Here is a 20,184-nt window from a genome sequence, read left to right as displayed (position 1 = left end):
GACACCGGCCCCGCCCCGCTGTACTGTCCCGCCCGGCCCGCCGGGACGGATCGCACCCCACGGACGAACCGCGACACACGAACGAACCGCACTCCGCGAAACAGACCGTGCCGCCCGGGTGTGCACCGGCGGCTCGCGGTGCACCATGACTGCATGTTGCTCGCGCGGCTGGCGGAGGTGTCACGGGAGGTCGCGGCGACCTCGGCGCGGTCCCGGAAGACCGCGCTGCTCGCGGAGCTGTTCCGGGAGGCGGACGCGGACGACGTGCCGATCGTCATCCCGTATCTGGCGGGACGGCTGCCGCAGGGGCGGCTCGGCGTGGGCTGGAAGGTGCTCGCCCGCGGGGTCCCTCCGGCCGCCGCGCCCTCGCTCACCGTGCGCGAGGTGGACGCCCGGCTGAGCGAGCTGGGCAAGGTGTCCGGGCCCGGCTCGCAGACGGAACGCGTTCGGATCGTCGGCGAGTTGATGGGCGCGGCCACCGAGGGCGAACAGCGCTTCCTGCGGGGGCTGCTCACCGGGGAGGTCCGGCAGGGGGCACTGGACGCCGTCGCCGTGGAGGGGCTGGCCGCGGCGACGGGCGCACCCGCGGCGGACGTGCGGCGGGCGGTGATGCTGGCCGGGTCTCTGCAGACCGTGGCGCAGGCGCTGCTCGCGGACGGCCCGGCGGCGCTGGAGCGCTTCCGGCTCACCGTGGGCCGTCCCGTCCTGCCGATGCTCGCGCACAGCGCCTCCTCCGTGGCCGAGGCGGTGGACAAGCTGGGCGGGTGCGCCGTGGAGGAGAAACTCGACGGCATCCGGGTCCAGGTGCACCGCGACGGCGACACGGTGCGGATCCACACCCGCACCCTGGACGACATCACCGACCGGCTGCCCGAAGTGACCGCGGCCGCCCTGGGGTTGCCGGGCGAGCGGTTCATCCTGGACGGCGAGGTCATCTCCTTCGGGGCGGACGGGCGCCCGCGCTCCTTCCAGGAGACCGCCGGGCGCGTCGGCTCCCGGGTGGACGTGGCCACGGCCGCCGAGGCGGTCCCCGTCTCGCCGGTCTTCTTCGACGCGCTGTCGGTGGGCGACCGGGACCTGCTCGACCTGCCGTTCAGCGAGCGGCACGCCGAGCTGGCCCGGCTGGTTCCGGAGCCCATGCGGGTCAGACGTACGGTCGTGTCCGGGCCGCAGGAGGTCGGGGCGGCGGAGGACTTCCTCGCCAGGACCCTGGAACGCGGCCACGAGGGTGTGGTCGTCAAGGCGCTGGACGCCCCCTACAGCGCGGGCCGGCGCGGCGCGTCCTGGCTGAAGGTCAAACCCGTCCACACCCTCGACCTGGTCGTGCTGGCAGCCGAGTGGGGGCACGGCCGCCGTACCGGCAAGCTCTCCAACCTCCACCTCGGCGCCCGTACCGCCGACGGCGGGTTCGCCATGCTCGGCAAGACCTTCAAGGGCATGACGGACGCGATGCTGGCCTGGCAGACGGAGCGGCTGCGGGAGCTGGCCGTCGACGAGAAGGGCTGGGGGGTGCTCGTACGGCCCGAGCTGGTCGTCGAGATCGCCTACGACGGCCTGCAGCGGTCCACGCGCTACCCCGCGGGCGTCACCCTCCGCTTCGCCCGGGTCGTGCGCTACCGCGAGGACAAGCGCCCCGAGGAGGCGGACACCGTGGAGACGCTGCTGGCCGCGCACCCGGAGGTCGGGCCGTGAGCGACCGCCGGGGCAGGCACAGTGCCGGTCTGCTGCTGTTCCGGCGCACCGGCGACGGCGCGGTCGGCGTGGAGGTCCTGCTCGGGCACATGGGCGGCCCGTTCTGGGCCCGGCGCGACGCGGGGGCCTGGACCGTGCCCAAGGGCGAGTACGAGCCGGACGAACCCGCCTGGGAGGCCGCCCGCCGCGAGTTCCGGGAGGAGCTGGGGGTGGAGCCTCCCGAGGGCGAGGCCGTGCCGCTCGGCGAGGTCCGGCAGAAGAACGGCAAGATCGTGACCGTCTGGGCGGTCGAGGGCGATCTCGATCCGGCGGCGATCGCCCCCGGCACGTTCCTGATGGAGTGGCCGCCGCGCTCCGGGCGCACCCAGGAGTTCCCGGAACTCGACCGGGTCGCGTGGCTGGGCCTGGACCGGGCCCGCGAGGTGATCGTCACCGCCCAGGCCGCGTTTCTCGACCGACTGGCGGAGCACTCGCTCTGACGAGGCACTACGCGTTGCGGCGGCCACCACGGCGCGGGAAGGTCGAAGCACAGCGCTCCCAGGGAGGTCAGTCATGTCCATCGCCACGGTGAACCCGGCCACCGGCGAGACGCTCAAGACGTACGAGGCCATGGGCGAGGAGGAGATCGAGCGCCGGCTCCAGCTCGCGGAGGCCACCTTCCGTACCTACCGGACGACGGCCTTCGACGAGCGCGCCCGCATGATGCGCGCGGCCGCCGATCTCCTCGTCCAGGACCAGCAGGACGTCGCCCGCATGATGACCACCGAGATGGGCAAGCCGGTCCGGCAGGCCCGCGCGGAGGCCGTGAAGTGCGCCAAGGCGATGCGCTGGTACGCCGACCACGCCGAGGAACTCCTCGCCGACGAGGAACCCTCCGACGTCGACGTGAAGGACTCCGGCGCGACCGAGGTGCGGGTGCGCTACCGGCCGCTCGGGCCCGTGCTCGCGGTGATGCCGTGGAACTTCCCGCTGTGGCAGGTGATCCGGTTCGCCGCGCCCGCGCTGATGGCGGGCAACGTCGGCCTGCTCAAGCACGCCTCGAACGTGCCGCAGACCGCCCTGTACCTGGAGGATCTCTTCCACCGGGCCGGCTTCCCGGAGGGCTGCTTCCAGACCCTGCTGGTCCCCTCCCGCGCGGTGGACGACATCCTGCGTGACGAGCGGGTGAAGGCCGCCACGCTCACCGGCAGCGAGCCCGCCGGCCGGGCCGTCGCGTCCACCGCCGGGGAGATGGTCAAGAAGACGGTGCTGGAGCTGGGCGGCAGCGACCCGTTCGTCGTCATGCCGTCCGCCGACCTCGCCCGGGCCGCCGAGGTCGCGGTGACCGCGCGGTGCCAGAACAACGGGCAGTCGTGCATCGCCGCCAAACGGTTCATCGTGCACACCGACATCTACGACGCCTTCGCCGCACGCTTCGTACGCGGCATGCAGGCGCTGAAGGTGGACGACCCGTTGCACGAGGAGACCCAGATCGGGCCGCTCTCCAGCGAGCAGGGCCGCAAGGACCTGGAGGAACTGGTCGACGACGCGGTGCGCGGCGGCGCGACCGTGCTGTGCGGCGGCAAGCGCCCCGACGGGCCCGGCTGGTACTACCCGCCGACGGTCCTCGCCGGCATCACCCGGGAGATGCGGATCCACCGGGAGGAGGCCTTCGGCCCGGTCGCCACCCTCTACCGCGCGACCGACCTGGACGAGGCCGTGCTGATCGCGAACGACACACCGTTCGGACTGAGTTCGAACGTGTGGACGCACGACGAGGCCGAGATCGACCGTTTCACACGGGATCTGGAGGCGGGCAGCGTCTACGTCAACGGGATGACCGCCTCGCACCCGGCCTTCCCGTTCGGCGGCGTGAAGCGGTCGGGGTACGGCCGTGAGCTGTCCGGGCACGGAATCCGCGAGTTCTGCAACATCACCACCGTATGGCACGGAGCGTAAGCGTTCCGCGGCTACGATCCCCTGTGTGAACCGCGAAGTGACTCTCCCTCTGATCGTCGACGACCGCGGTACCTTGCAGGTGGCCGCGGCAGATGTGAGCAAGCTGCTGCGGACGGTGGGCGGCCGGTGGCTGCGCCTGGTGGAGGCCGGGCAGGAGGGTCTCGACGAGGACACGGTGGCCGCGCTGACCATCGAACTCGCCAAACTGGCCGACCGGATCGACGTGGCCTGCATCGCGCACAGCAGCGGGGCGGCCTCCGGATAGGCATCGCCGCGCCCCTCCAGCGCACGCCCGGACCGCGCCGACGGCGCCGGAGCCGCGCGGACCGCGCGGACCGCTCGGACCACGCCGACCACGCCGACCACGCCGACCACGCGGGGGCATACGCCGGTCCGCGGACCGTACGCCGAGCCGAGGACCGTACGCCGGACCGGGCCGGCCCACACAGCCCCGCCCCCACGCACAAGCCCCTACCGTCCGGGCCCGACGAGCCCCCCGCTCCGCGCCCAGGGGCCGCAGCCGTCCCACCGCCGCCTCGTCCCTCCGCCGGGCGCGGCGCGCGCGCCCCCGCTCGCCGTGCCTTCCGCGATCCCCGGCGATGGCCGGGCGAACCGCGACCCCCGCGCCTCGCCGCCGAAGCCCCTGATCTGCGCTTCTCTCCTCGTCGCCGCCCTCTCGCGCGCCGGTCGCCGGACGGCGCCGGGGCACTGCGGCCCCGCTCCGTCGTCGCCGGATTGGAGTAGTCCCGCGAGAGATCATCGCTCTCCCGGGTGATCGTGGGTGGACCACCCTTCTGGGTGCACCACCCTCTGACCGGGGGGCTACCGGCCTTCCGGAAGGCGAAAGCAGGCACGGATCATGGCGACTTTGTGCAGGCCCTCGGTGTCCGTTCCAGAACACGTGATCACCATGGAGGAAACGCTCGAGCTCGCGCGTTCCCGTCACGCGGACCACCCGCAACTCCCGCTGGCCCTCCGGCTGATCGAGAACACCGGTGTGCACACCCGGCACATCGTGCAGCCCATCGAGGAGACCCTGAAGCACCCGGGCTTCCAGGAGCGCAACAAGCTCTACGAGCACGAGGCGAAGGCCCGGGTCCCCGAGGTCATCCAGCGAGCGCTCGACGACGCCGAACTCCTGACCACCGACATCGACGTCATCATCTACGTCTCGTGCACGGGCTTCATGATGCCCTCGCTGACGGCGTGGCTGATCAACGAGATGGACTTCGACTCCACCACCCGCCAGCTGCCCATAGCCCAGCTGGGCTGTGCGGCGGGCGGCGCCGCGATCAACCGGGCCCACGACTTCTGCTCCGCCTACCCGGACGCCAACGCCCTCATCGTGGCCTGCGAGTTCTGCTCGCTGTGCTACCAGCCGACCGACCTCGGCGTCGGCTCGCTGCTGTCCAATGGCCTGTTCGGCGACGGCATCGCCGCCGCCGTGGTCCGCGGCACCGGCGGCACCGGTGTCCGGCTGGAGCGCAACGGCTCGTACCTGATCCCCAAGACGGAGGACTGGATCGCGTACGACGTCCGGGAGACCGGTTTCCACTTCCTGCTGGACAAGCGGGTGCCCACCACGATGGAGCCGCTCGCCCCGGCCCTGCAGGACCTCGCCGCGATGCACGGCTGGGACGCGACCGACCTGGACTTCTACGTCATACACGCGGGCGGTCCGCGCATCCTCGACGACCTCAGCAAGTTCCTGCACGTCGAGCCGCACGCGTTCCGGTTCAGCCGGGCCACGCTCACGGAGTACGGCAACATCGCCAGCGCGGTCGTCCTGGACGCGCTGCGCCGGCTGTTCGACGAGGGCGGCGTCGAGGACCGGGCGCGCGGGCTGCTGGCCGGGTTCGGGCCCGGCATCACCGCGGAGATGTCCCTCGGCAGCTGGCAGAACGGGGGACGGTCATGACCGACACAGCCGACGTGACCGGGGCCCCCGACGTGACCGGAGCGGCCGACGCCGCAGGGGTGGCTGAGGTGGCCGAGGCCGCCGGGGTGGCCGAGGCCGCCGGGGTGGCCGAGGCCGCCGAGGCGGCCGGAACGGCAGCCGTGGCCCGCTCGGCCGGGGCGAGCGAGGCGACGCTCTCCGAGGCGCTGACCCTCACGGAGACACTCACCGCCACCGGGACGCTCAGCCCCGCCGAGCCCCTTCCCCTCACCGAACCCCTGCCCTCCACGGAGCCCCTCCCCGTCACCGAGCCCCTCCCCGTCACCGAGCCCCCACCGGTCACCCAGCCACCTCCCCTCACCGAACCGCCTCCCGTCACCGAGCCCGTCCCCGCCCCCGCCCCCACCCCCGGGGCCCTCCCCCCGATCCGGCACTGGCCGGCGCTCGACCTGCCCGGAGTCGACTTCGACCCGGTGCTGACCGACCTCATGGAAGAGGGCCCGGTCACCCGCATCGAGCTGCCCAACGGCCGGGGCTGGGCGTGGCTGGTGACCCGCATGGAGGATGTGCGGCTGGTCACCAACGACCCTCGGTTCAGCCGTGAGTCCGTCATGGAACGGCAGGTCACCCGGCTCGCCCCGCACTTCATCCCGAGCCGCGGCGCGGTGGGCTTCCTGGACCCGCCCGACCAGACCCGGCTGCGCCGCTCGGTCGCTCCCGCGCTGACCGCACGCGGGGTCGAGCGGGTGCGGTGGAGCTCCCGGCGCATGCTGGACGAGCTGGTCGACGAACTCCTCGCGGCCGGCCCGCCCGCCGACCTCACCAGTGCGGTGCTCAGCCCGTTCCCGATCGCGGTGATCTGCGAGCTGATGGGTGTCCCGGTCGCCGACCGGCACGCCATGCACACATGGACCCAGCTGATCCTGTCCTCCTCGCACGGCGCCGACGTCAGCGAGCGGGCCAAGGAGGAGATGGGCGCGTACTTCACCGAGCTGATCGACGCGCGCGCGGAGAGCGCCACCGAGGACGTGGCCTCGCTGCTCGGTGCCGCCGTCGGGCGCCGGGAGATCTCCCTGGCGGAGGCCGTGGGTCTCGCGGTGCTGCTCCAGATCGGCGGCGAGGCGGTCACCCACAACAGCGGGCAGATGTTCTACATCCTGCTGACCCGGCCCGAGCTGGCCGACCAGCTGCGCGCCCGGCCGGAGATCCGTCCGCAGGCCATCGACGAGCTGCTGCGCTACATCCCGCACCGCAACGCGGTCGGGCTGTCGCGGATCGCACGGGAGGACGTGGAGATCAAGGGGGTGCGGATCCGGGCGGGCGACGCGGTCTACGTGTCGTACCTGGCCGCCAACCGCGACCCGGACGTCTTCCCGGAACCCGAGAAGATCGACTTCTCGCGCATCCCGAACCCCCATGTGGCGTTCGGCTTCGGCCCGCACTACTGCCCGGGTGGTCAACTGGCCCGGATGGAGGCGCAGTTGCTGGTCGACGCCCTCCTCGACCGGCTGCCGGGGCTGCGGCTCGCGGTTCCGCCGGGTCAGGTGACCTTCAGGAAGGGCGCGTTGATCCGCGGGCCCGAGGCCCTGCCCGTGACGTGGTGAGCCGAGATGACGGCGACGAATGAGCCTCACTTCACCGCGGTCGTCGAGGGTCCGACCCCGGCGGCCGGGGATTCCCCGCCCACCGCGAACGAGGGGCTGCTGGTACCGCCGGGCCACGGCCGGGTCGTCCAGACGCCCGCCCAGCGTGTGACGTTCAAGGTGACCGGCTCGCACTCCCGGACGGCCTCGACCTTCGAGGTGGAGGTCCCGCCGGGCTTCGACGTGGGCGCCCATGTGCACACGCGCAGCGAGGAGTTGTTCTACGTGCTGGAGGGCGAGCTGGACGTGCTCGCCTTCGAGCCGCGGATCCGGACCCCCGACCGCTGGCAGAAGTGGGAGTCCTCTTCGGGCAAGCGGGTCGTACGGGCGACGCCGGGCACGGTCATCGTGGTCCCCCCGGGCTGCCCGCACGCGTTCGCCAACCCCACGGAAACCCCGGCGAAGATGTTCTTCCAGGCCTCCCCGCCGCCGGACCACGAGCGGTACTTCGAGGAACTGCTGGAGATCCTGGGCAACGGAGGCCCGCCGGACCACGAGGCCATCGAGGACCTGCGCCGGCGCTACGACATCGAACAGCTGACACCGCTCAGGCACCGCTGAGCCCTGAAGCGTGCCCCGCCCGTGCGTGACGTTCGTGCCACGCGTGACTGCGCGACATGCGCGACATGCGTGACGGACGGGGCACGCGTGACGGACGGGGCACGGGCACGCGTGATGGACGGGGCACGCGGGCGTCGGCCCGACTAGCGGATCGGCATGCCCGAGATCGTGCGGGCGATGACCAGGCGCTGGATCTCGCTGGTGCCCTCGAAGATGGTGTAGATCGCCGCGTCGCGGTGCATGCGCTCCACCGGGTACTCGCGGGTGTAGCCGTTGCCGCCGAGGATCTGGATGGCCTGCGCGGTGACCTTCTTGGCGGTCTCGCTGGCGAACAGCTTGGACATGGAGCCCTCGGCGGCCGTGAAGGGCTTGCCGTTGATCGCCATCCAGGAGGCGCGCCAGACCAGCAGGCGGGCCGCGTCGATCTGGGTGCGCATGTCGGCGAGCTGGAAGGCGACGCCCTGGTTGTCGATGATCGGCCGGCCGAACTGCTCGCGGGTCTTGGCGTAGTCGAGGGCGACCTCGTACGCGGCGCGTGCCGTGCCCACGGCCATGGCGCCGACCGCCGGGCGGGAGGCCTCGAAGGTGGCCATCGCCGCGTTCTTCACCCGCTCCCCGCCGTGCTTCGCCTTCTCGCGGGCGCGGGCGAGGCGCTCGTCCAGCTTCTCCTTGCCGCCCAGCAGGCAGGAGCCGGGGACGCGCACGTTGTCGAGGATCACCTCGGCGGTGTGGGAGGCGCGGATGCCGTGCTTCTTGAACTTCTGGCCCTGGGAGCAGCCCGGCGTGTTCGGCGGGACGATGAAGGAGGCGTGGCCCTTGGAGCCCAGCTCCGGGTCGACGCAGGCGACGACCACATGGACGTTGGCGATGCCGCCGTTGGTCGCCCAGGTCTTGGTGCCGTTGATCACCCACTCGTCCTTGGCCTCGTCGTACACCGCGCGAGTGCGCATGGAGCCCACGTCGGAGCCGGCGTCGGGCTCGGAGGAGCAGAAGGCGGCGACCTTGACGTCGTTCGGGTCGCCGTACATCTGGGGGATCCAGGTGCCGATCTGCTCCTCGGTGCCGTTGGCGAGGACGCCGACGGCGGCCAGGCCGGTGCCGACGATGGACAGGGCGATGCCCGCGTCGCCCCAGAACAGCTCCTCCATGGCCATGGGGATGCCGAGGCCGGTGGAGTCGAAGTACTGCTGGGCGTAGAAGTCGAGGGAGTAGATGCCGACCTTGGCAGCCTCCTGGATGACCGGCCAGGGAGTCTCCTCACGCTCGTCCCATTCGGCGGCCGCGGGGCGGATCACATCGGCGGCGAAGCCGTGCAGCCAGTCCCGGACCTCCTTCTGTTCGTCGTTGAGCTCCATGGTGAACTCGGCCATGTCCCCTCCAGTGCCACACCTGCGTGTTACTTGCGGTAACAGTATCTTGTTACCGACCGGTAGGAAAAGTCAAATCCCGAGCCCGTCCTCGGCAGCCCGTTCGATGTCCCGGGCCCTGTGGGTGTTAGTTTGCGCAGGCGTCACCGAATCAGCACGGGTGGGGAGAGCTCATGGACACCACACAGCGGACCGATCAGCAGCGGTCCGCCGACCGCCGACGGCGCGAGCTGCTGGAGGCCGCCGACCGGGTGGTGCTGCGCGACGGCCCACAGGCCTCGATGAACGCCATCGCCGCCGAGGCCGGCATCACCAAGCCGATCCTCTACCGCCACTTCGGCGACAAGGGCGGCCTTTACGCCGCCCTCGCCAAGCGGCACACCGACGCCCTGCTCGACTCGCTGCGGGCCGCCCTGGACGCCCCCGCGGACCGACGGGAACGGGTGGAGTCGACGCTGGACACCTATCTGGCGGCCATCGAGGCCCGTCCGCAGGTGTACCGGTTCCTGATGCATCCGGCGGAGGGCGGCCAGGGCGGCGACCAGGGCTTCGACGTCGGCAAGCACTCCGCCCCACTGCTGCGCCGCATGGGCGAGGAGCTGGCCCAGGTCATCGAGGAGCGCCTGGACCTCGGCCCGAACAGCCAGCAGCTGGCGCGCGTGTGGGGCCACGGCATCGTCGGCATGATGCACGCGGCCGGCGACTGGTGGCTGGGCGAGCGCCCCTGCTCCCGCGCGGAACTGGTCCGCAGCCTCGCCGACCTCCTCTGGGGCCGCCTCGCGGCGGCCGGGGACAGGATCGGCGGCCCGGGGTTCTAGGACCCGGATTCCCCACCGCCGGCCTGATCGCGGTTCCAGGGCGCCTTCGCCACCTGCCCGAGCAGCCTGCGCCGCCGCCACCCCGTCAGATGATCCAGGTACAGGCCGCCGTCCAGGTGGTCGCACTCGTGCTGCAGACAGCGGGCGAAGAACCCCGTCCCGTGCACGGTGACCGGCTCTCCGGTCACCGTGAAGCCCTCGACGACCGCCTCGTCGTGGCGCTCGGTGCCCGCCTCCAGACCCGGCAGGGACAGACAGCCCTCCGGGCCGCGGACCACCACGCCGCCGGTCTCCACCAGGCGCGGGTTCACCACGTGACCGAGGTGACGCACGTCCTCGTCGTCGGGGCAGTCGTAGACGAACACCCGCAGCGACTCCCCCACCTGGTTGGCGGCCAGGCCGACGCCACGGGCGGCGTACATCGTGGCGAACAGGTCCTCCACGAGCTCCGACAGTTGGGGGCCGAAGCCGGTGACCTCGCGGCATGGCGCGTGCAGCACCGGGTCCGAGAGCAGGCTGAGGGGCCGGACGCGCCCGCGGGCGCCCGGGATCGAGCGGTGTGGCATGGCGGCAAGGGTACGGTCCTGTCGTCACGCGCGAAGGGCGCGCGGGCGTCGCGACGGTGCCGGGGTTCGGGAGTGCGAACGGATCTCGATAGGCTGAGGCCCACACCACGTTGCCGGATGGCTCAGGCGCGGCGCGTATGCAAGGAGGATCGAGAACTGATGGCAGGCAACTCGGACCCGCTCACGCCGCGGGCCAAGCTGGCCGTGACCGCGGGCAAGGCGGTCGCGGCGGCATCGCGCGCCGCGGGGCGCGGCAGCGGTTCGGTGATCGGCGGTCGGGTGGCCCTCAAGCTCGACCCCGACCTGCTCGGCCGGCTCGCCCAGAACCTGGACGTCGTCCTGGTCTCGGCGACCAACGGCAAGACCACCACCACGCGGCTCATCGCCGAGGCGCTGCGGGCCGCCGGCCCGGTCGTCTCCAACGCCCTCGGCGCCAACATGCCGGCCGGCATCACCTCCGCGCTGGCGGGCGGCTCGGACGCGAAGTTCGGCGTGATAGAGGTCGACGAGAAGTACCTCGCGGGTGTGGCCCGCGACACCGGCCCCAAGTGCATCGCGCTGCTCAACCTCTCCCGCGACCAGCTCGACCGTGCCGCCGAGACCCGGATGCTCGCCGAGAACTGGCGCGAGGGGCTGGCCGGCTCCAAGGCCGTGATCGTCGCCAACTGCGACGACCCGCTGGTGGTGTGGGCCGCGTCCTCCTCGCCCAACGTCATCTGGGTGGCCGCCGGGCAGATGTGGAAGGACGACGCCTGGTCGTGCCCGTCCTGCGGCGGTGTGATGCAGCGCCCCGGGGACGACTGGTTCTGCGGCGAGTGCGGCTTCCGCCGGCCCACGCCCAGCTGGGCGCTCTCCGGCGACCACGTGCTGGACCCGCACGGCTCGGCCTGGCCGATCCACCTGCAGCTCCCGGGCCGCGCCAACAAGGCCAACGCCGCCTCCTCCGCGGCCGTCGCCGCCGTCTTCGGGGTGCCGCCGCAGGTCGCCCTGGAGCGGATGTACCAGGTGCAGGCGGTGGCCGGGCGCTACGACGTCGTCCAGTTCCAGGGCCGCGACCTGCGCCTGCTGCTGGCGAAGAACCCGGCCGGCTGGCTGGAGACGTTCTCGCTCATCGACCCGCCGCCCACCCCGGTCATCCTGTCGGTGAACGCGCGCGGCGCGGACGGCACGGACACCTCCTGGCTGTGGGACGTCGACTACACGCGTCTGACCGGCCACCCGCTCTTCGTGATCGGTGACCGGAAGCTGGACCTCGCGGTGCGTCTGGAGGTCGCGAACCAGCACTTCCAGGTCTGCGAGAACCTCGACCAGGCCGTGCAGCAGGCCCCGCCGGGCCGGATCGAGGTCATCGCCAACTACACCGCGTTCCAGGACCTGCGCCGCCGCGTCGGCAACTGACCACGGAGGACGACCACTTCATGAGCGACAACCAACTGCGGCTGGTGTGGATCTACCCGGACCTGCTGAGCACCTACGGCGACCAGGGCAACGCGCTCGTCGTGGAGCGCCGGGCCCGCCAGCGCGGCCTGGACGTGGCCCGCCTCGACGTGCGCAGCGACCAGCCGATCCCGACCTCCGGCGACATCTACCTGATCGGCGGCGGCGAGGACCGGCCGCAGCGGCTGGCGGCGGAGCGGCTGCGCCGCGACGGGCACCTGTACCAGGCCGTGCAGAACGGGGCGATCGTGTTCTCCGTCTGCGCCGGCTACCAGATCCTCGGTCACGAGTTCGTCAACGACCTCGGCCAGCGCGAGCCGGGCCTGGGCCTGCTCGACGTGGTCTCGGTGCGCGGCGAGGGCGAGCGGTGCGTCGGCGACGTGCTGGGCGACATCGACCCGCGGCTCGGCCTGCCGCCGCTGACCGGCTTCGAGAACCACCAGGGCGTCACCCACCTCGGCCCGACCGCCCGCCCCTTCGCGCAGGTCCGCATCGGCAAGGGCAACGGCACGGGCGACGGCACGGAGGGCGCGTACAACGACACCGTCTTCGGCACGTACATGCACGGGCCGGTGCTGGCCCGCAACCCGCAGATCGCGGACCTGCTGCTGAAGCTGGCGCTCGACGTCAACGCGCTGCCGCCGATCGACGACCGCTGGTACGAGGCCCTGCGCAACGAGCGCATCACGGCCGCGCAGCAGCCCGCGTAGGACAGCCGTCCAGCAGCCCGCGCAGGACAGCCGCTCAGCGGCCTCCGCGCCCCCGGACCCCGCCTCGGCGCGTGCCGGGGGCGCGCGGGAAACGGTACTTCCGCGGCTCGTGCGAGCTCGCGTACACCGGCCCGTCAGCACGGCGCGATCAGCCCGTCTGACGGGCCGTCCGCACAGGTGAGCGGCCCCGTCCAGCAGGCGGACGCATGGTTCGGACCTGCCCCCTGGTGCCGCTAGGGTGGCGGGGATCGAGCCGGACAGCGCGGTCCGGTCCCGTGCCCATGTGGAGAAGGTTATTCGGGCTATGCGCATTGGTGTCCTCACGTCCGGCGGCGACTGCCCCGGCCTGAACGCCGTCATCCGGTCCGTCGTGCACCGCGCCGTCGCCGACCACGGCGACGAGGTCATCGGCTTCCGGGACGGCTGGAAGGGCCTCCTGGAGTGCGACTACCTCAAGCTCGACCTCGACGCCGTCGGCGGCATCCTGGCGCGCGGCGGCACCATCCTCGGTTCCTCACGGGTCCGCCCCGAGCACCTGCGGGACGGTGTGGAGCGGGCCAGGGGCCACGTCCAGGAGCTCGGTCTGGACGCGATCATCCCGATCGGCGGCGAGGGCACGCTCAAGGCGGCCCGGCTGCTCTCCGACAACGGACTGCCCATCGTCGGCGTGCCGAAGACCATCGACAACGACATCGCGGTGACGGACGTCACGTTCGGCTTCGACACGGCCGTGACCGTCGCCACCGAGGCCCTGGACCGTCTGAAGACCACCGCCGAGTCCCACCAGCGGGTGCTGATCGTCGAGGTCATGGGGCGCCACACCGGCTGGATCGCGCTCCAGTCCGGCATGGCGGCCGGTGCCCACGCCGTCGTCGTTCCCGAACGGCCCTTCGACATCGAGGAGCTGACGAAGAAGGTCGGCGAGCGGTTCTCGGCGGGCAAGCGGTTCGCGATCGTCGTGGCCGCGGAGGGCGCCAAGCCCCTGCCGGGCACCATGGACTTCGACGAGGGCGGCAAGGACATCTACGGCCACGAGCGGTTCGCGGGCATCGCCCGGCAGCTCTCCCTGGAGCTGGAGCACCGCCTGGGCAAGGAGGCCCGGCCGGTCATCCTCGGGCACGTCCAGCGCGGCGGCACGCCGACGGCGTACGACCGGGTGCTGGCCACCCGGTTCGGCTGGCACGCCGTGGAGGCCGTGCACCGCGGGGAGTTCGGCCGGATGACCGCGCTGCGCGGCACGGACATCGTGATGGTGTCGCTGGCCGAGGCGGTCGAGACCCTCAAGACGGTTCCCGCCGACCGGTACGCCGAGGCGGAGTGCGTGCTGTAGGTCACACGCGGCACACTCGGACTCCAACCGCCCCCGCTCGCCGTCGCGACCGGGGGCGGTTCTAGTCTGGTGCGGACAGACAGCTGCGGACAGACAGCGGCGGACACGCACAGCTGCGGTCAGACAGCGCACAACCCCCACGAATCAGGAGCCGGCGGATGGATCACAGCGGGCATGGCATGACCATGGACCTGCCGCCGTTCACCCTGGGCCGCGGCCTCGAGTGGTCCGCCGACCCGTTCTTCCTCGCCGCCTGTCTGCTCGGCCTCGGCCTGTACGGCTGGGGCGTGCTGCGGCTGCGGCGGCGCGGCGACTCCTGGCCGGTGGGCCGCACCGTGGCCTACGTCGTGGGCGTGCTGACCGTGGGCCTCGTGATGTGCACCGGGCTGAACGACTACGGGATGGTCATGTTCAGCGTGCACATGGTGCAGCACATGGTCATCAGCATGCTGTCGCCGATCCTGATCCTGCTCGGTGCCCCGATCACGCTGGCGCTGCGCGCACTGCCGGTGGCGGGCCGGGGCCGCAAGGGGCCGCGCGAGCTGCTGCTGGCCCTGCTGCACAGCCGCTACGTCCGGGTCGTCACGCACGCCGCGTTCACCATCCCGCTGTTCATCGCGAGCCTGTATGCGTTGTACTTCACACCGCTGTTCGACTTCCTGATGGGGTCGAAGACGGGGCACATCGCGATGATGGTGCACTTCCTCGCGGTCGGCCTGGCCTTCTTCTGGCCGATCATGGGCGTCGACCCGGGCCCGAACCGCCCGGGCTATCTGATGCGGATGCTGGAGCTGTTCGCGGGCATGCCGTTCCACGCGTTCTTCGGCATCGCGCTGATGATGGGGTCCACACCCATGGTGGACACCTTCCGGCATCCGCCGGCCTCCCTCGGCATCGACGCGCTGTCCGACCAGTCCGCGGCCGGCGGCATCGCCTGGGCCTTCAGCGAGGTCCCCTCCGTCCTGGTGCTGCTGGCGCTGCTGTTCCAGTGGTACCGCTCCGAGCAGCGGCAGGCCAAACGCAAGGACCGGGCCGCGGACCGGGACGGCGACAAGGAACTCGAGGCGTACAACGCCTACCTGGCCTCGCTCCAGGCACGCGGGAACTGAGCACCCGAACCGGACATCTCTTCGCGTCCTCGGGCTTTTTCCTCCGCGATCCCCCGCTTCCCCCCGCACCGCCACCGCTCGGACGGCGGAACCGGGGCACCATGGAGGGGAGACGGACCACGAGGAGGGTGTCGCGATGCCCGGTTCGACGGACGGTTCCACCAAGGCGATGGGAGCGCTCACCGTGGGTTCCCTGATCGCCGTGACGGCCTACTCGGTGGCGCTCGGCGGCAATGGCTGGCTGTGGTTCGGATGGGTCGTGCTGGGCCTGATCACCCTCGGCATGGTGGTCACCCACGGCAACGCCTGAGCCCCGGGCCCCGGAGCAGCGGGCGGCGGAGCACCGGGCCTCGAGGATCCGGGCCCCCGTTCCTCAGTCGGCGAGCTGTCCGAGCCGTCCCGAGGAGTGCACGCCCGGCTGGTACTTCGGCAGCCGGACGATGATCTTCATGCCCGCGCCCGGCGCGGTCTCTATGACCAGGCCGTGGTCGTCGCCGTAGACCTGGCGGAGCCGGTCGTCGACGTTGGACAGTCCGATGCCGCCGGAGGGGCTGTCCTCGCCGGCGAGGATGCGGCGCAGCAGCTCGGGGTCCATGCCGGCGCCGTCGTCCTCGATGACGACGAGCGCCTCGGCGCCCGCGTCCTGGGCAGTGATGCGGATGCGGCAGGTGCCGGTCTTGCCCTCCAGGCCGTGCTTGACGGCGTTCTCCACGAGCGGCTGCAGGCACAGGAAGGGCAGGGTGACCGGGAGCACCTCGGGGGCGATCTGAAGAGTGACGGCGAGGCGGTCGCCGAAGCGGGCCCGCACCAGCGCCAGGTAGTGCTCGATGGCGTGGAGCTCGTCGGCCAGGGTGGTGAAGTCGCCGTGCCGCCGGAACGAGTAGCGGGTGAAGTCGGCGAACTCCAGCAGCAGCTCGCGGGCGCGCTCGGGATCGGTGCGGACGAACGAGGCGATCACCGCGAGCGAGTTGAAGATGAAGTGCGGGGAGATCTGCGCCCGCAGCGCCTTGATCTCGGCCTCGATCAGCCGGGTACGGGACCGGTCGAGCTCGGCGAGCTCCAGCTGGACGGAGACGAACCGGGCGACCTCGGCGGCGGCGCGGACCAGGACGGCGGACTCGCGGGGCGCGCAGGCGACCAGGGCGCCGTGCACACGGTCGTCCACGGTGAGCGGGGCGACGACGGCCCAGCGCACCGGACAGTCCGGGATCTCGCAGGTCAGGCGGAAGGCCTCGCCGCGGCCGGTGTCCAGCGGCCCGGTGAGCCGGTCCATGATCTCGCCGCGGTGGTGGGCGCCGACCCCGTCCCAGGCCAGGACCTGGGTGTCGTCGGTGAGGCAGAGCGCGTCGGTGCCGAGCAGGGAGCGCAGCCGGCGGGCCGACCTGCGGGCGGTCTCCTCGGTCATCCCGGCCCGCAGCGGGGGCGCGGCCAGGGAGGCGGTGTGCAGGGTCTGGAAGGTGGCGTGCTCGACGGGGGTGCCGAGCCCGCCGAGGTGCGGTGTCCGGGCGGTGCGCCGGCCGAGCCAGAAGCCGGCGGCCAGCAGCGGCAGGACGGCCACGCACAGTCCGGCGAGGAAGCCGCTCACGCCTGCACCTCCGCCCGCAGCTGCTCGGGCAGGTGGAAGCGCGCGAGGACCGCGGCCGTACCGGCGGGGACCCGGCCCGGGGTGGCCAGGGACACCAGCACCATGGTGAGGAAACCCAGGGGCACCGACCACAGGGCGGGCCAGGCGAGCAGGGCGTGCAGCGGTCCGCTGCCGGGCACGCCGGCCATGGTCACGGCGACGGCGACGAGCGCGGCGCCGCCGCCGGTCAGCATGCCGGCGGCGGCGCCGGGCGGAGTGAGCCGCCGCCACCAGATGCCGAGGACGAGCAGCGGGCAGAAGGACGAGGCGGACACGGCGAAGGCGAGCCCGACCGCGTCGGCCACCGGCAGTCCGCCGACCAGCACGCTCGCGGCCAGCGGCACGGCCATGGCGAGCACCGTGCCGAGCCGGAAGTGCCGTACGCCGCGGGCGGGCAGCGGGCCGCGCGAGGGCAGCACGTCCTGGGTGAGCACTCCGGCCACCGCCATGGTCAGGCCGGAGGCCGTGGACAGGAACGCGGCGAAGGCGCCGCCCGCGACCAGCGCGCCCAGCAGGTCGCCGCCGAGGCCGCCGATCATCCGGTCGGGCAGCAGCAGGACGGCGGCGTCCGCGTTCCCGGTGATCGTCAGCTCCGGGGCGTAGAGCCGGCCGAGGGCGCCGTAGAGGGGAGGCAGCAGGTAGAAGCCGCCGATCAGGCCGAGGACGGCGACCGTGGTGCGGCGGGCGGCGACGCCGTGCGGGCTGGTGTAGAAGCGGACGACGACGTGCGGCAGGCCCATGGTGCCGAGGAAGGTGGCGACGATCAGGCCGTAGGTGGCGTACAGCGGCCGTTCTTCGCGGCCCGCCGTGAGCGAGGTGGACATGCCGCCGGTGCCGCCCCGGGCGGCCTCGGGGACGGCGGTTCCCGGGGCGAAGGTCAGCCGGGTGCCGCGCTCGAGGTGGTGGGTGCCGACGGCCAGGGTCGTCTGCCGGTCGTGGTGGGTGCGGCCGTCCACGGTGCCGCTGACGGTGACGGTGAGCGGACGCTCCAGCCGCAGGTCGAGGGTGCCGTCGACGCGGACGGTGCGCTGCTCGCGGAAGGCGGCCGGTTCGTCGAAGGCGTGGCGGGGGGCGCCGTCGCCCTGCCAGGCGAGGACGAGGAAGAGGGCGGGGACGAGCAGGGCGGTCAGCTTCAGCCAGTACTGGAAGGCCTGGACGAAGGTGATGCTGCGCATGCCGCCCGCGGCGACCGTGGCCACCACGACGGCGGCCACGACGACGCCGCCGAGGGCGTCGGGCGCCCCGGTGAGCACCGCCAGGGTCAGCCCGGCGCCCTGCAGCTGCGGCAGCAGGTACAGCCATCCGACGCCGACGACGAAGGCGCCCGCGAGCCGGCGCACGCCCTGCGAGGCGAGCCGGGCCTCGGCGAAGTCGGGCAGCGTGTAGGCGCCGGAGCGGCGCAGCGGGGCGGCGACGAACAGCAGCAGGACCAGATAGCCGGCGGTGTAGCCGACCGGGTACCAGAGCATGTCGGGACCCTGGACCAGGACCAGGCCGGCGATGCCCAGGAAGGAGGCGGCGGAGAGGTACTCGCCGCTGATGGCGGCCGCGTTCAGGCGCGGGCCGACGGTGCGGGAGGCGACGTAGAAGTCCGACGTCGTCCGGGACACGCGCAGTCCGAACGCGCCGACCAGGACGGTGGCCACGACGACGAGCGCCACGGCGGGGACGGTGTAGGCGGAATTCACGGGCGCGTGTCCTCAGCGGTCCTCGACGAGCCGTACGAAGTCGCGTTCGTTGCGTTCGGCGCGGCGCACGTACCAGCGGGCGAGCAGCACGAAGGGGGCGTAGAGGCAGAAGCCGAGGACCACCCAGGTCAGGCGGCGGGCCTCGGGGGCCGCGGCGAACACCAGCGGCAGCGGCGCGACCAGCAGCACCAGCACCGCGAACACCGTCAGGGCGGTGCGCAGCTGACTGCGGATCAGGGAGCGGACGTAGGTGTGACCGAGGGTGGTCTGCTCGTCGATCTCGGTGCGGGGACGGTAGTGGCCCGGGGCCCGGCGGGTGCGGCGGGGCGGGCCGGTGACGGTGACACGGCGCTCGCCGGCGTCCTGCGGCATGGCGTACGACCCCCTAGTGCGCGGTCCGGCGCAGCAGCAGCTCCCGCAGCTCACGTGCGTGACGGCGGCTGACCTGGAGTTCCTCGGCGCCGACCAGCACGCTCACCGAGCCCGCGTCCAGGCGGAGCTCGTCGATGTGGCGCAGGGCGACCAGATGGCGGCGGTGGATGCGGACGAAGCCGCGGGAGCGCCAGCGCTCCTCCAGCGTGGACAGCGGGATGCGGACCAGGTGGCTGCCCCGGGTGGTGTGCAGGCGGGCGTAGTCGCCCTGGGCCTCGACGTGGGTGATGTCGTCGACGGCGACGAACCGGGTCACTCCGCCCAGTTCCACGGGCATCTGGTCGGGGTCGGGCTCGCTGACGGTGATCCGTGGGGCGGCGTCGAGCAGCTGGGCGGCGCGGCGGACGGCCTCGGCGAGGCGCTCCTTGCGGACGGGCTTGAGGACGTAGTCGACGGCCTTGAGGTCGAAGGCCTGGACGGCGAAGTCCTCGTGGGCGGTGACGAAGACGATCAGCGGCGGCCGGGCGAACCCGGTCAGCAGCCGGGCCAGGTCGAGCCCGTCGAGGCCGGGCATCTGGATGTCGAGGAAGACGACGTCGATGGCGTCGGGCCCGTCGGGGCCGGACTGAAGGGCCCGGTTGATGCGGCGCAGCGCCTCGGTGGCGTCGCCGGCGCCCTCCACACCGGCGATCCGGGGGTCGGCGTTCAGCAGGTACAGCAGTTCCTCGAGCGAGGGGCGTTCGTCGTCGACGGCGAGGGCGCGCAGCATGAACGTGGAGTCTAGGGGCGAAAGCCACGCCTGGACATGTGCCGGGCGTGGACGTTCGCGCTGGATACGGTGCTGGATACAGTGCGGACATGAACAGCAGGCCGGTACCGTTCGACGAGCTGGATCGGAAGATCCTCACCGCCCTGATGGCGAACGCCCGCAGCAGTTTCGCCGAGATCGGCACGGAGATCGGCCTGTCCGCGACGGCCGTGAAGCGGCGGGTGGACCGGCTGCGCGAGACGGGTGTGATCACCGGGTTCACGGCCACCGTGAAGCCGTCGGCGCTGGGCTGGCGCACGGAGGCGTACGTCGAGGTGTACTGCGAGGGGGCGGCACCGCCCCGGCGGCTGGCCGAGGTGGTGCGCAACCATCCGGAGATCACGGCGGCCATGACGGTGACCGGCGGCGCGGACGCGCTGCTGCACGTGCGGGCACGGGACGTGGAGCACTTCGAGGAGGTGCTGGAGCGGATCCGCACGGAGCCGTTCATCCGCAAGACGATCAGTGTGATGGTGCTGTCGCATCTGCTGCCGGAAAGCCCGGAGGCGGGAGCCAGCCAGCCCGCCCCCGAAGACGCAGCAGACGTGCGCTGAACGGCTCGGATACGCAGCATTGCTGCTCAGACACGCAGCTCTCGTTCCTTGTCGACCGTATCCGTCGCTT

19 protein-coding genes and 1 pseudogene are annotated in these 20,184 nt (G+C 72.4%); 14 read left to right on the top strand and 6 right to left on the bottom strand.

Going from position 1 to position 20,184, the window contains the following annotated elements; translation table 11 throughout:
- Nucleotides 1-153: 153 nt before the first annotated feature.
- From IE318_RS06575 to IE318_RS06545, 7 genes and pseudogenes are all read left to right on the top strand, one after another.
- On the top strand, nucleotides 154-1,692 hold the full coding sequence (locus tag IE318_RS06575) for an ATP-dependent DNA ligase (protein WP_189897466.1): 1,539 nt from the start codon (nucleotides 154-156) through the stop codon (nucleotides 1,690-1,692).
- Nucleotides 1,689-2,171: an NUDIX hydrolase gene (locus tag IE318_RS06570; RefSeq protein WP_189897464.1), complete on the top strand. Its 483-nt coding sequence runs from the start codon at nucleotides 1,689-1,691 to the stop codon at nucleotides 2,169-2,171. The genes IE318_RS06575 and IE318_RS06570 overlap by 4 nt, the downstream gene beginning before the upstream one ends.
- A 73-nt stretch (nucleotides 2,172-2,244) precedes the next feature.
- Nucleotides 2,245-3,630 (top strand): NADP-dependent succinic semialdehyde dehydrogenase, encoded by a 1,386-nt coding sequence (locus IE318_RS06565; protein WP_189897461.1) that lies wholly within the window; start codon nucleotides 2,245-2,247, stop codon nucleotides 3,628-3,630.
- Between the two features lie 25 nt (nucleotides 3,631-3,655).
- Complete coding sequence (locus IE318_RS06560; protein WP_028423261.1) at nucleotides 3,656-3,895, top strand: DUF6213 family protein; 240 nt, start codon at nucleotides 3,656-3,658, stop codon at nucleotides 3,893-3,895.
- Between the two features lie 585 nt (nucleotides 3,896-4,480).
- Nucleotides 4,481-5,548 (top strand): annotated as a pseudogene (locus IE318_RS06555) (type III polyketide synthase); the annotation flags it as partial.
- A 404-nt stretch (nucleotides 5,549-5,952) separates the two neighbouring features.
- Nucleotides 5,953-7,131, top strand: coding sequence for a cytochrome P450 (locus IE318_RS06550; protein WP_189897707.1), 1,179 nt, complete (start codon nucleotides 5,953-5,955; stop codon nucleotides 7,129-7,131).
- Between the two features lie 6 nt (nucleotides 7,132-7,137).
- A complete protein-coding gene (locus tag IE318_RS06545; protein ID WP_229903376.1) occupies nucleotides 7,138-7,731 on the top strand; it encodes a cupin domain-containing protein in 594 nt (197 codons plus the stop codon).
- Between the two features lie 143 nt (nucleotides 7,732-7,874).
- Here IE318_RS06545 and IE318_RS06540 read toward each other — a convergent pair whose 3' ends face one another.
- Nucleotides 7,875-9,101, bottom strand: a complete 1,227-nt coding sequence (locus tag IE318_RS06540) for an acyl-CoA dehydrogenase family protein (RefSeq protein ID WP_189897458.1) — start codon at nucleotides 9,099-9,101, stop codon at nucleotides 7,875-7,877.
- A gap of 170 nt (nucleotides 9,102-9,271) precedes the next feature.
- On the opposite strand from IE318_RS06540, the gene IE318_RS06535 reads away from it, so the two are divergent.
- Complete coding sequence (locus IE318_RS06535; RefSeq protein ID WP_030167056.1) at nucleotides 9,272-9,916, top strand: TetR/AcrR family transcriptional regulator; 645 nt, start codon at nucleotides 9,272-9,274, stop codon at nucleotides 9,914-9,916.
- Here the strand turns inward: IE318_RS06535 and def are convergent.
- Nucleotides 9,913-10,482 carry a peptide deformylase gene (gene def / locus IE318_RS06530; RefSeq protein WP_189897455.1) on the bottom strand — a complete coding sequence of 190 codons (570 nt, stop codon included), beginning with the start codon at nucleotides 10,480-10,482 and terminating at the stop codon, nucleotides 9,913-9,915. The two genes, IE318_RS06535 and def, sit on opposite strands and share 4 nt — an antisense overlap.
- A 159-nt stretch (nucleotides 10,483-10,641) precedes the next feature.
- On the opposite strand from def, the gene IE318_RS06525 reads away from it, so the two are divergent.
- The 5 genes from IE318_RS06525 to IE318_RS06505 all read left to right on the top strand — a co-directional run bounded on the left by IE318_RS06525 (nucleotide 10,642) and on the right by IE318_RS06505 (nucleotide 15,378).
- Entirely contained in the window at nucleotides 10,642-11,880 is a 1,239-nt protein-coding gene (locus IE318_RS06525; protein ID WP_030167062.1) for a MurT ligase domain-containing protein, read from the top strand.
- Between the two features lie 20 nt (nucleotides 11,881-11,900).
- Nucleotides 11,901-12,629, top strand: coding sequence for a type 1 glutamine amidotransferase (locus IE318_RS06520; protein ID WP_030167066.1), 729 nt, complete (start codon nucleotides 11,901-11,903; stop codon nucleotides 12,627-12,629).
- A 304-nt stretch (nucleotides 12,630-12,933) separates the two neighbouring features.
- On the top strand, nucleotides 12,934-13,959 hold the full coding sequence (locus IE318_RS06515; RefSeq protein WP_030167069.1) for a 6-phosphofructokinase: 1,026 nt from the start codon (nucleotides 12,934-12,936) through the stop codon (nucleotides 13,957-13,959).
- 158 nt (nucleotides 13,960-14,117) lie between these two features.
- A complete protein-coding gene (locus IE318_RS06510) occupies nucleotides 14,118-15,068 on the top strand; it encodes a cytochrome c oxidase assembly protein (protein ID WP_030167072.1) in 951 nt (316 codons plus the stop codon).
- A 136-nt stretch (nucleotides 15,069-15,204) separates the two neighbouring features.
- On the top strand, nucleotides 15,205-15,378 hold the full coding sequence (locus tag IE318_RS06505; protein ID WP_189897452.1) for a hypothetical protein: 174 nt from the start codon (nucleotides 15,205-15,207) through the stop codon (nucleotides 15,376-15,378).
- Between the two features lie 63 nt (nucleotides 15,379-15,441).
- Here IE318_RS06505 and IE318_RS06500 read toward each other — a convergent pair whose 3' ends face one another.
- The 4 genes from IE318_RS06500 to IE318_RS06485 are packed head-to-tail and all read right to left on the bottom strand — an operon-like array spanning nucleotide 15,442 to nucleotide 19,521.
- Nucleotides 15,442-16,653, bottom strand: coding sequence for a sensor histidine kinase (locus IE318_RS06500; protein ID WP_030167077.1), 1,212 nt, complete (start codon nucleotides 16,651-16,653; stop codon nucleotides 15,442-15,444).
- The gene (locus IE318_RS06495) at nucleotides 16,650-18,380 is read right to left on the bottom strand and encodes a sodium/solute symporter (protein WP_189897450.1); all 1,731 of its coding nucleotides are present in this window, start codon (nucleotides 18,378-18,380) and stop codon (nucleotides 16,650-16,652) included. The genes IE318_RS06500 and IE318_RS06495 overlap by 4 nt, the downstream gene beginning before the upstream one ends.
- Nucleotides 18,381-18,392: 12 nt before the next feature.
- Nucleotides 18,393-18,752: a hypothetical protein gene (locus IE318_RS06490; RefSeq protein ID WP_030167081.1), complete on the bottom strand. Its 360-nt coding sequence runs from the start codon at nucleotides 18,750-18,752 to the stop codon at nucleotides 18,393-18,395.
- Between the two features lie 13 nt (nucleotides 18,753-18,765).
- Nucleotides 18,766-19,521, bottom strand: a complete 756-nt coding sequence (locus IE318_RS06485) for a LytR/AlgR family response regulator transcription factor (protein WP_189897447.1) — start codon at nucleotides 19,519-19,521, stop codon at nucleotides 18,766-18,768.
- 89 nt (nucleotides 19,522-19,610) lie between these two features.
- Between IE318_RS06485 and IE318_RS06480 the strand changes: the two genes are divergently transcribed.
- Nucleotides 19,611-20,114 (top strand): Lrp/AsnC family transcriptional regulator, encoded by a 504-nt coding sequence (locus IE318_RS06480; RefSeq protein ID WP_189897443.1) that lies wholly within the window; start codon nucleotides 19,611-19,613, stop codon nucleotides 20,112-20,114.
- Nucleotides 20,115-20,184 lie beyond the last annotated feature (70 nt).

Source organism: Streptomyces spiralis, assembly GCF_014654675.1.
Classification (GTDB): Bacteria; Actinomycetota; Actinomycetes; order Streptomycetales; family Streptomycetaceae; genus Streptomyces; species Streptomyces spiralis.
Note: the sequence above shows the minus strand (reverse complement) of the source record. Positions and strands in the feature narration are given on the sequence as shown.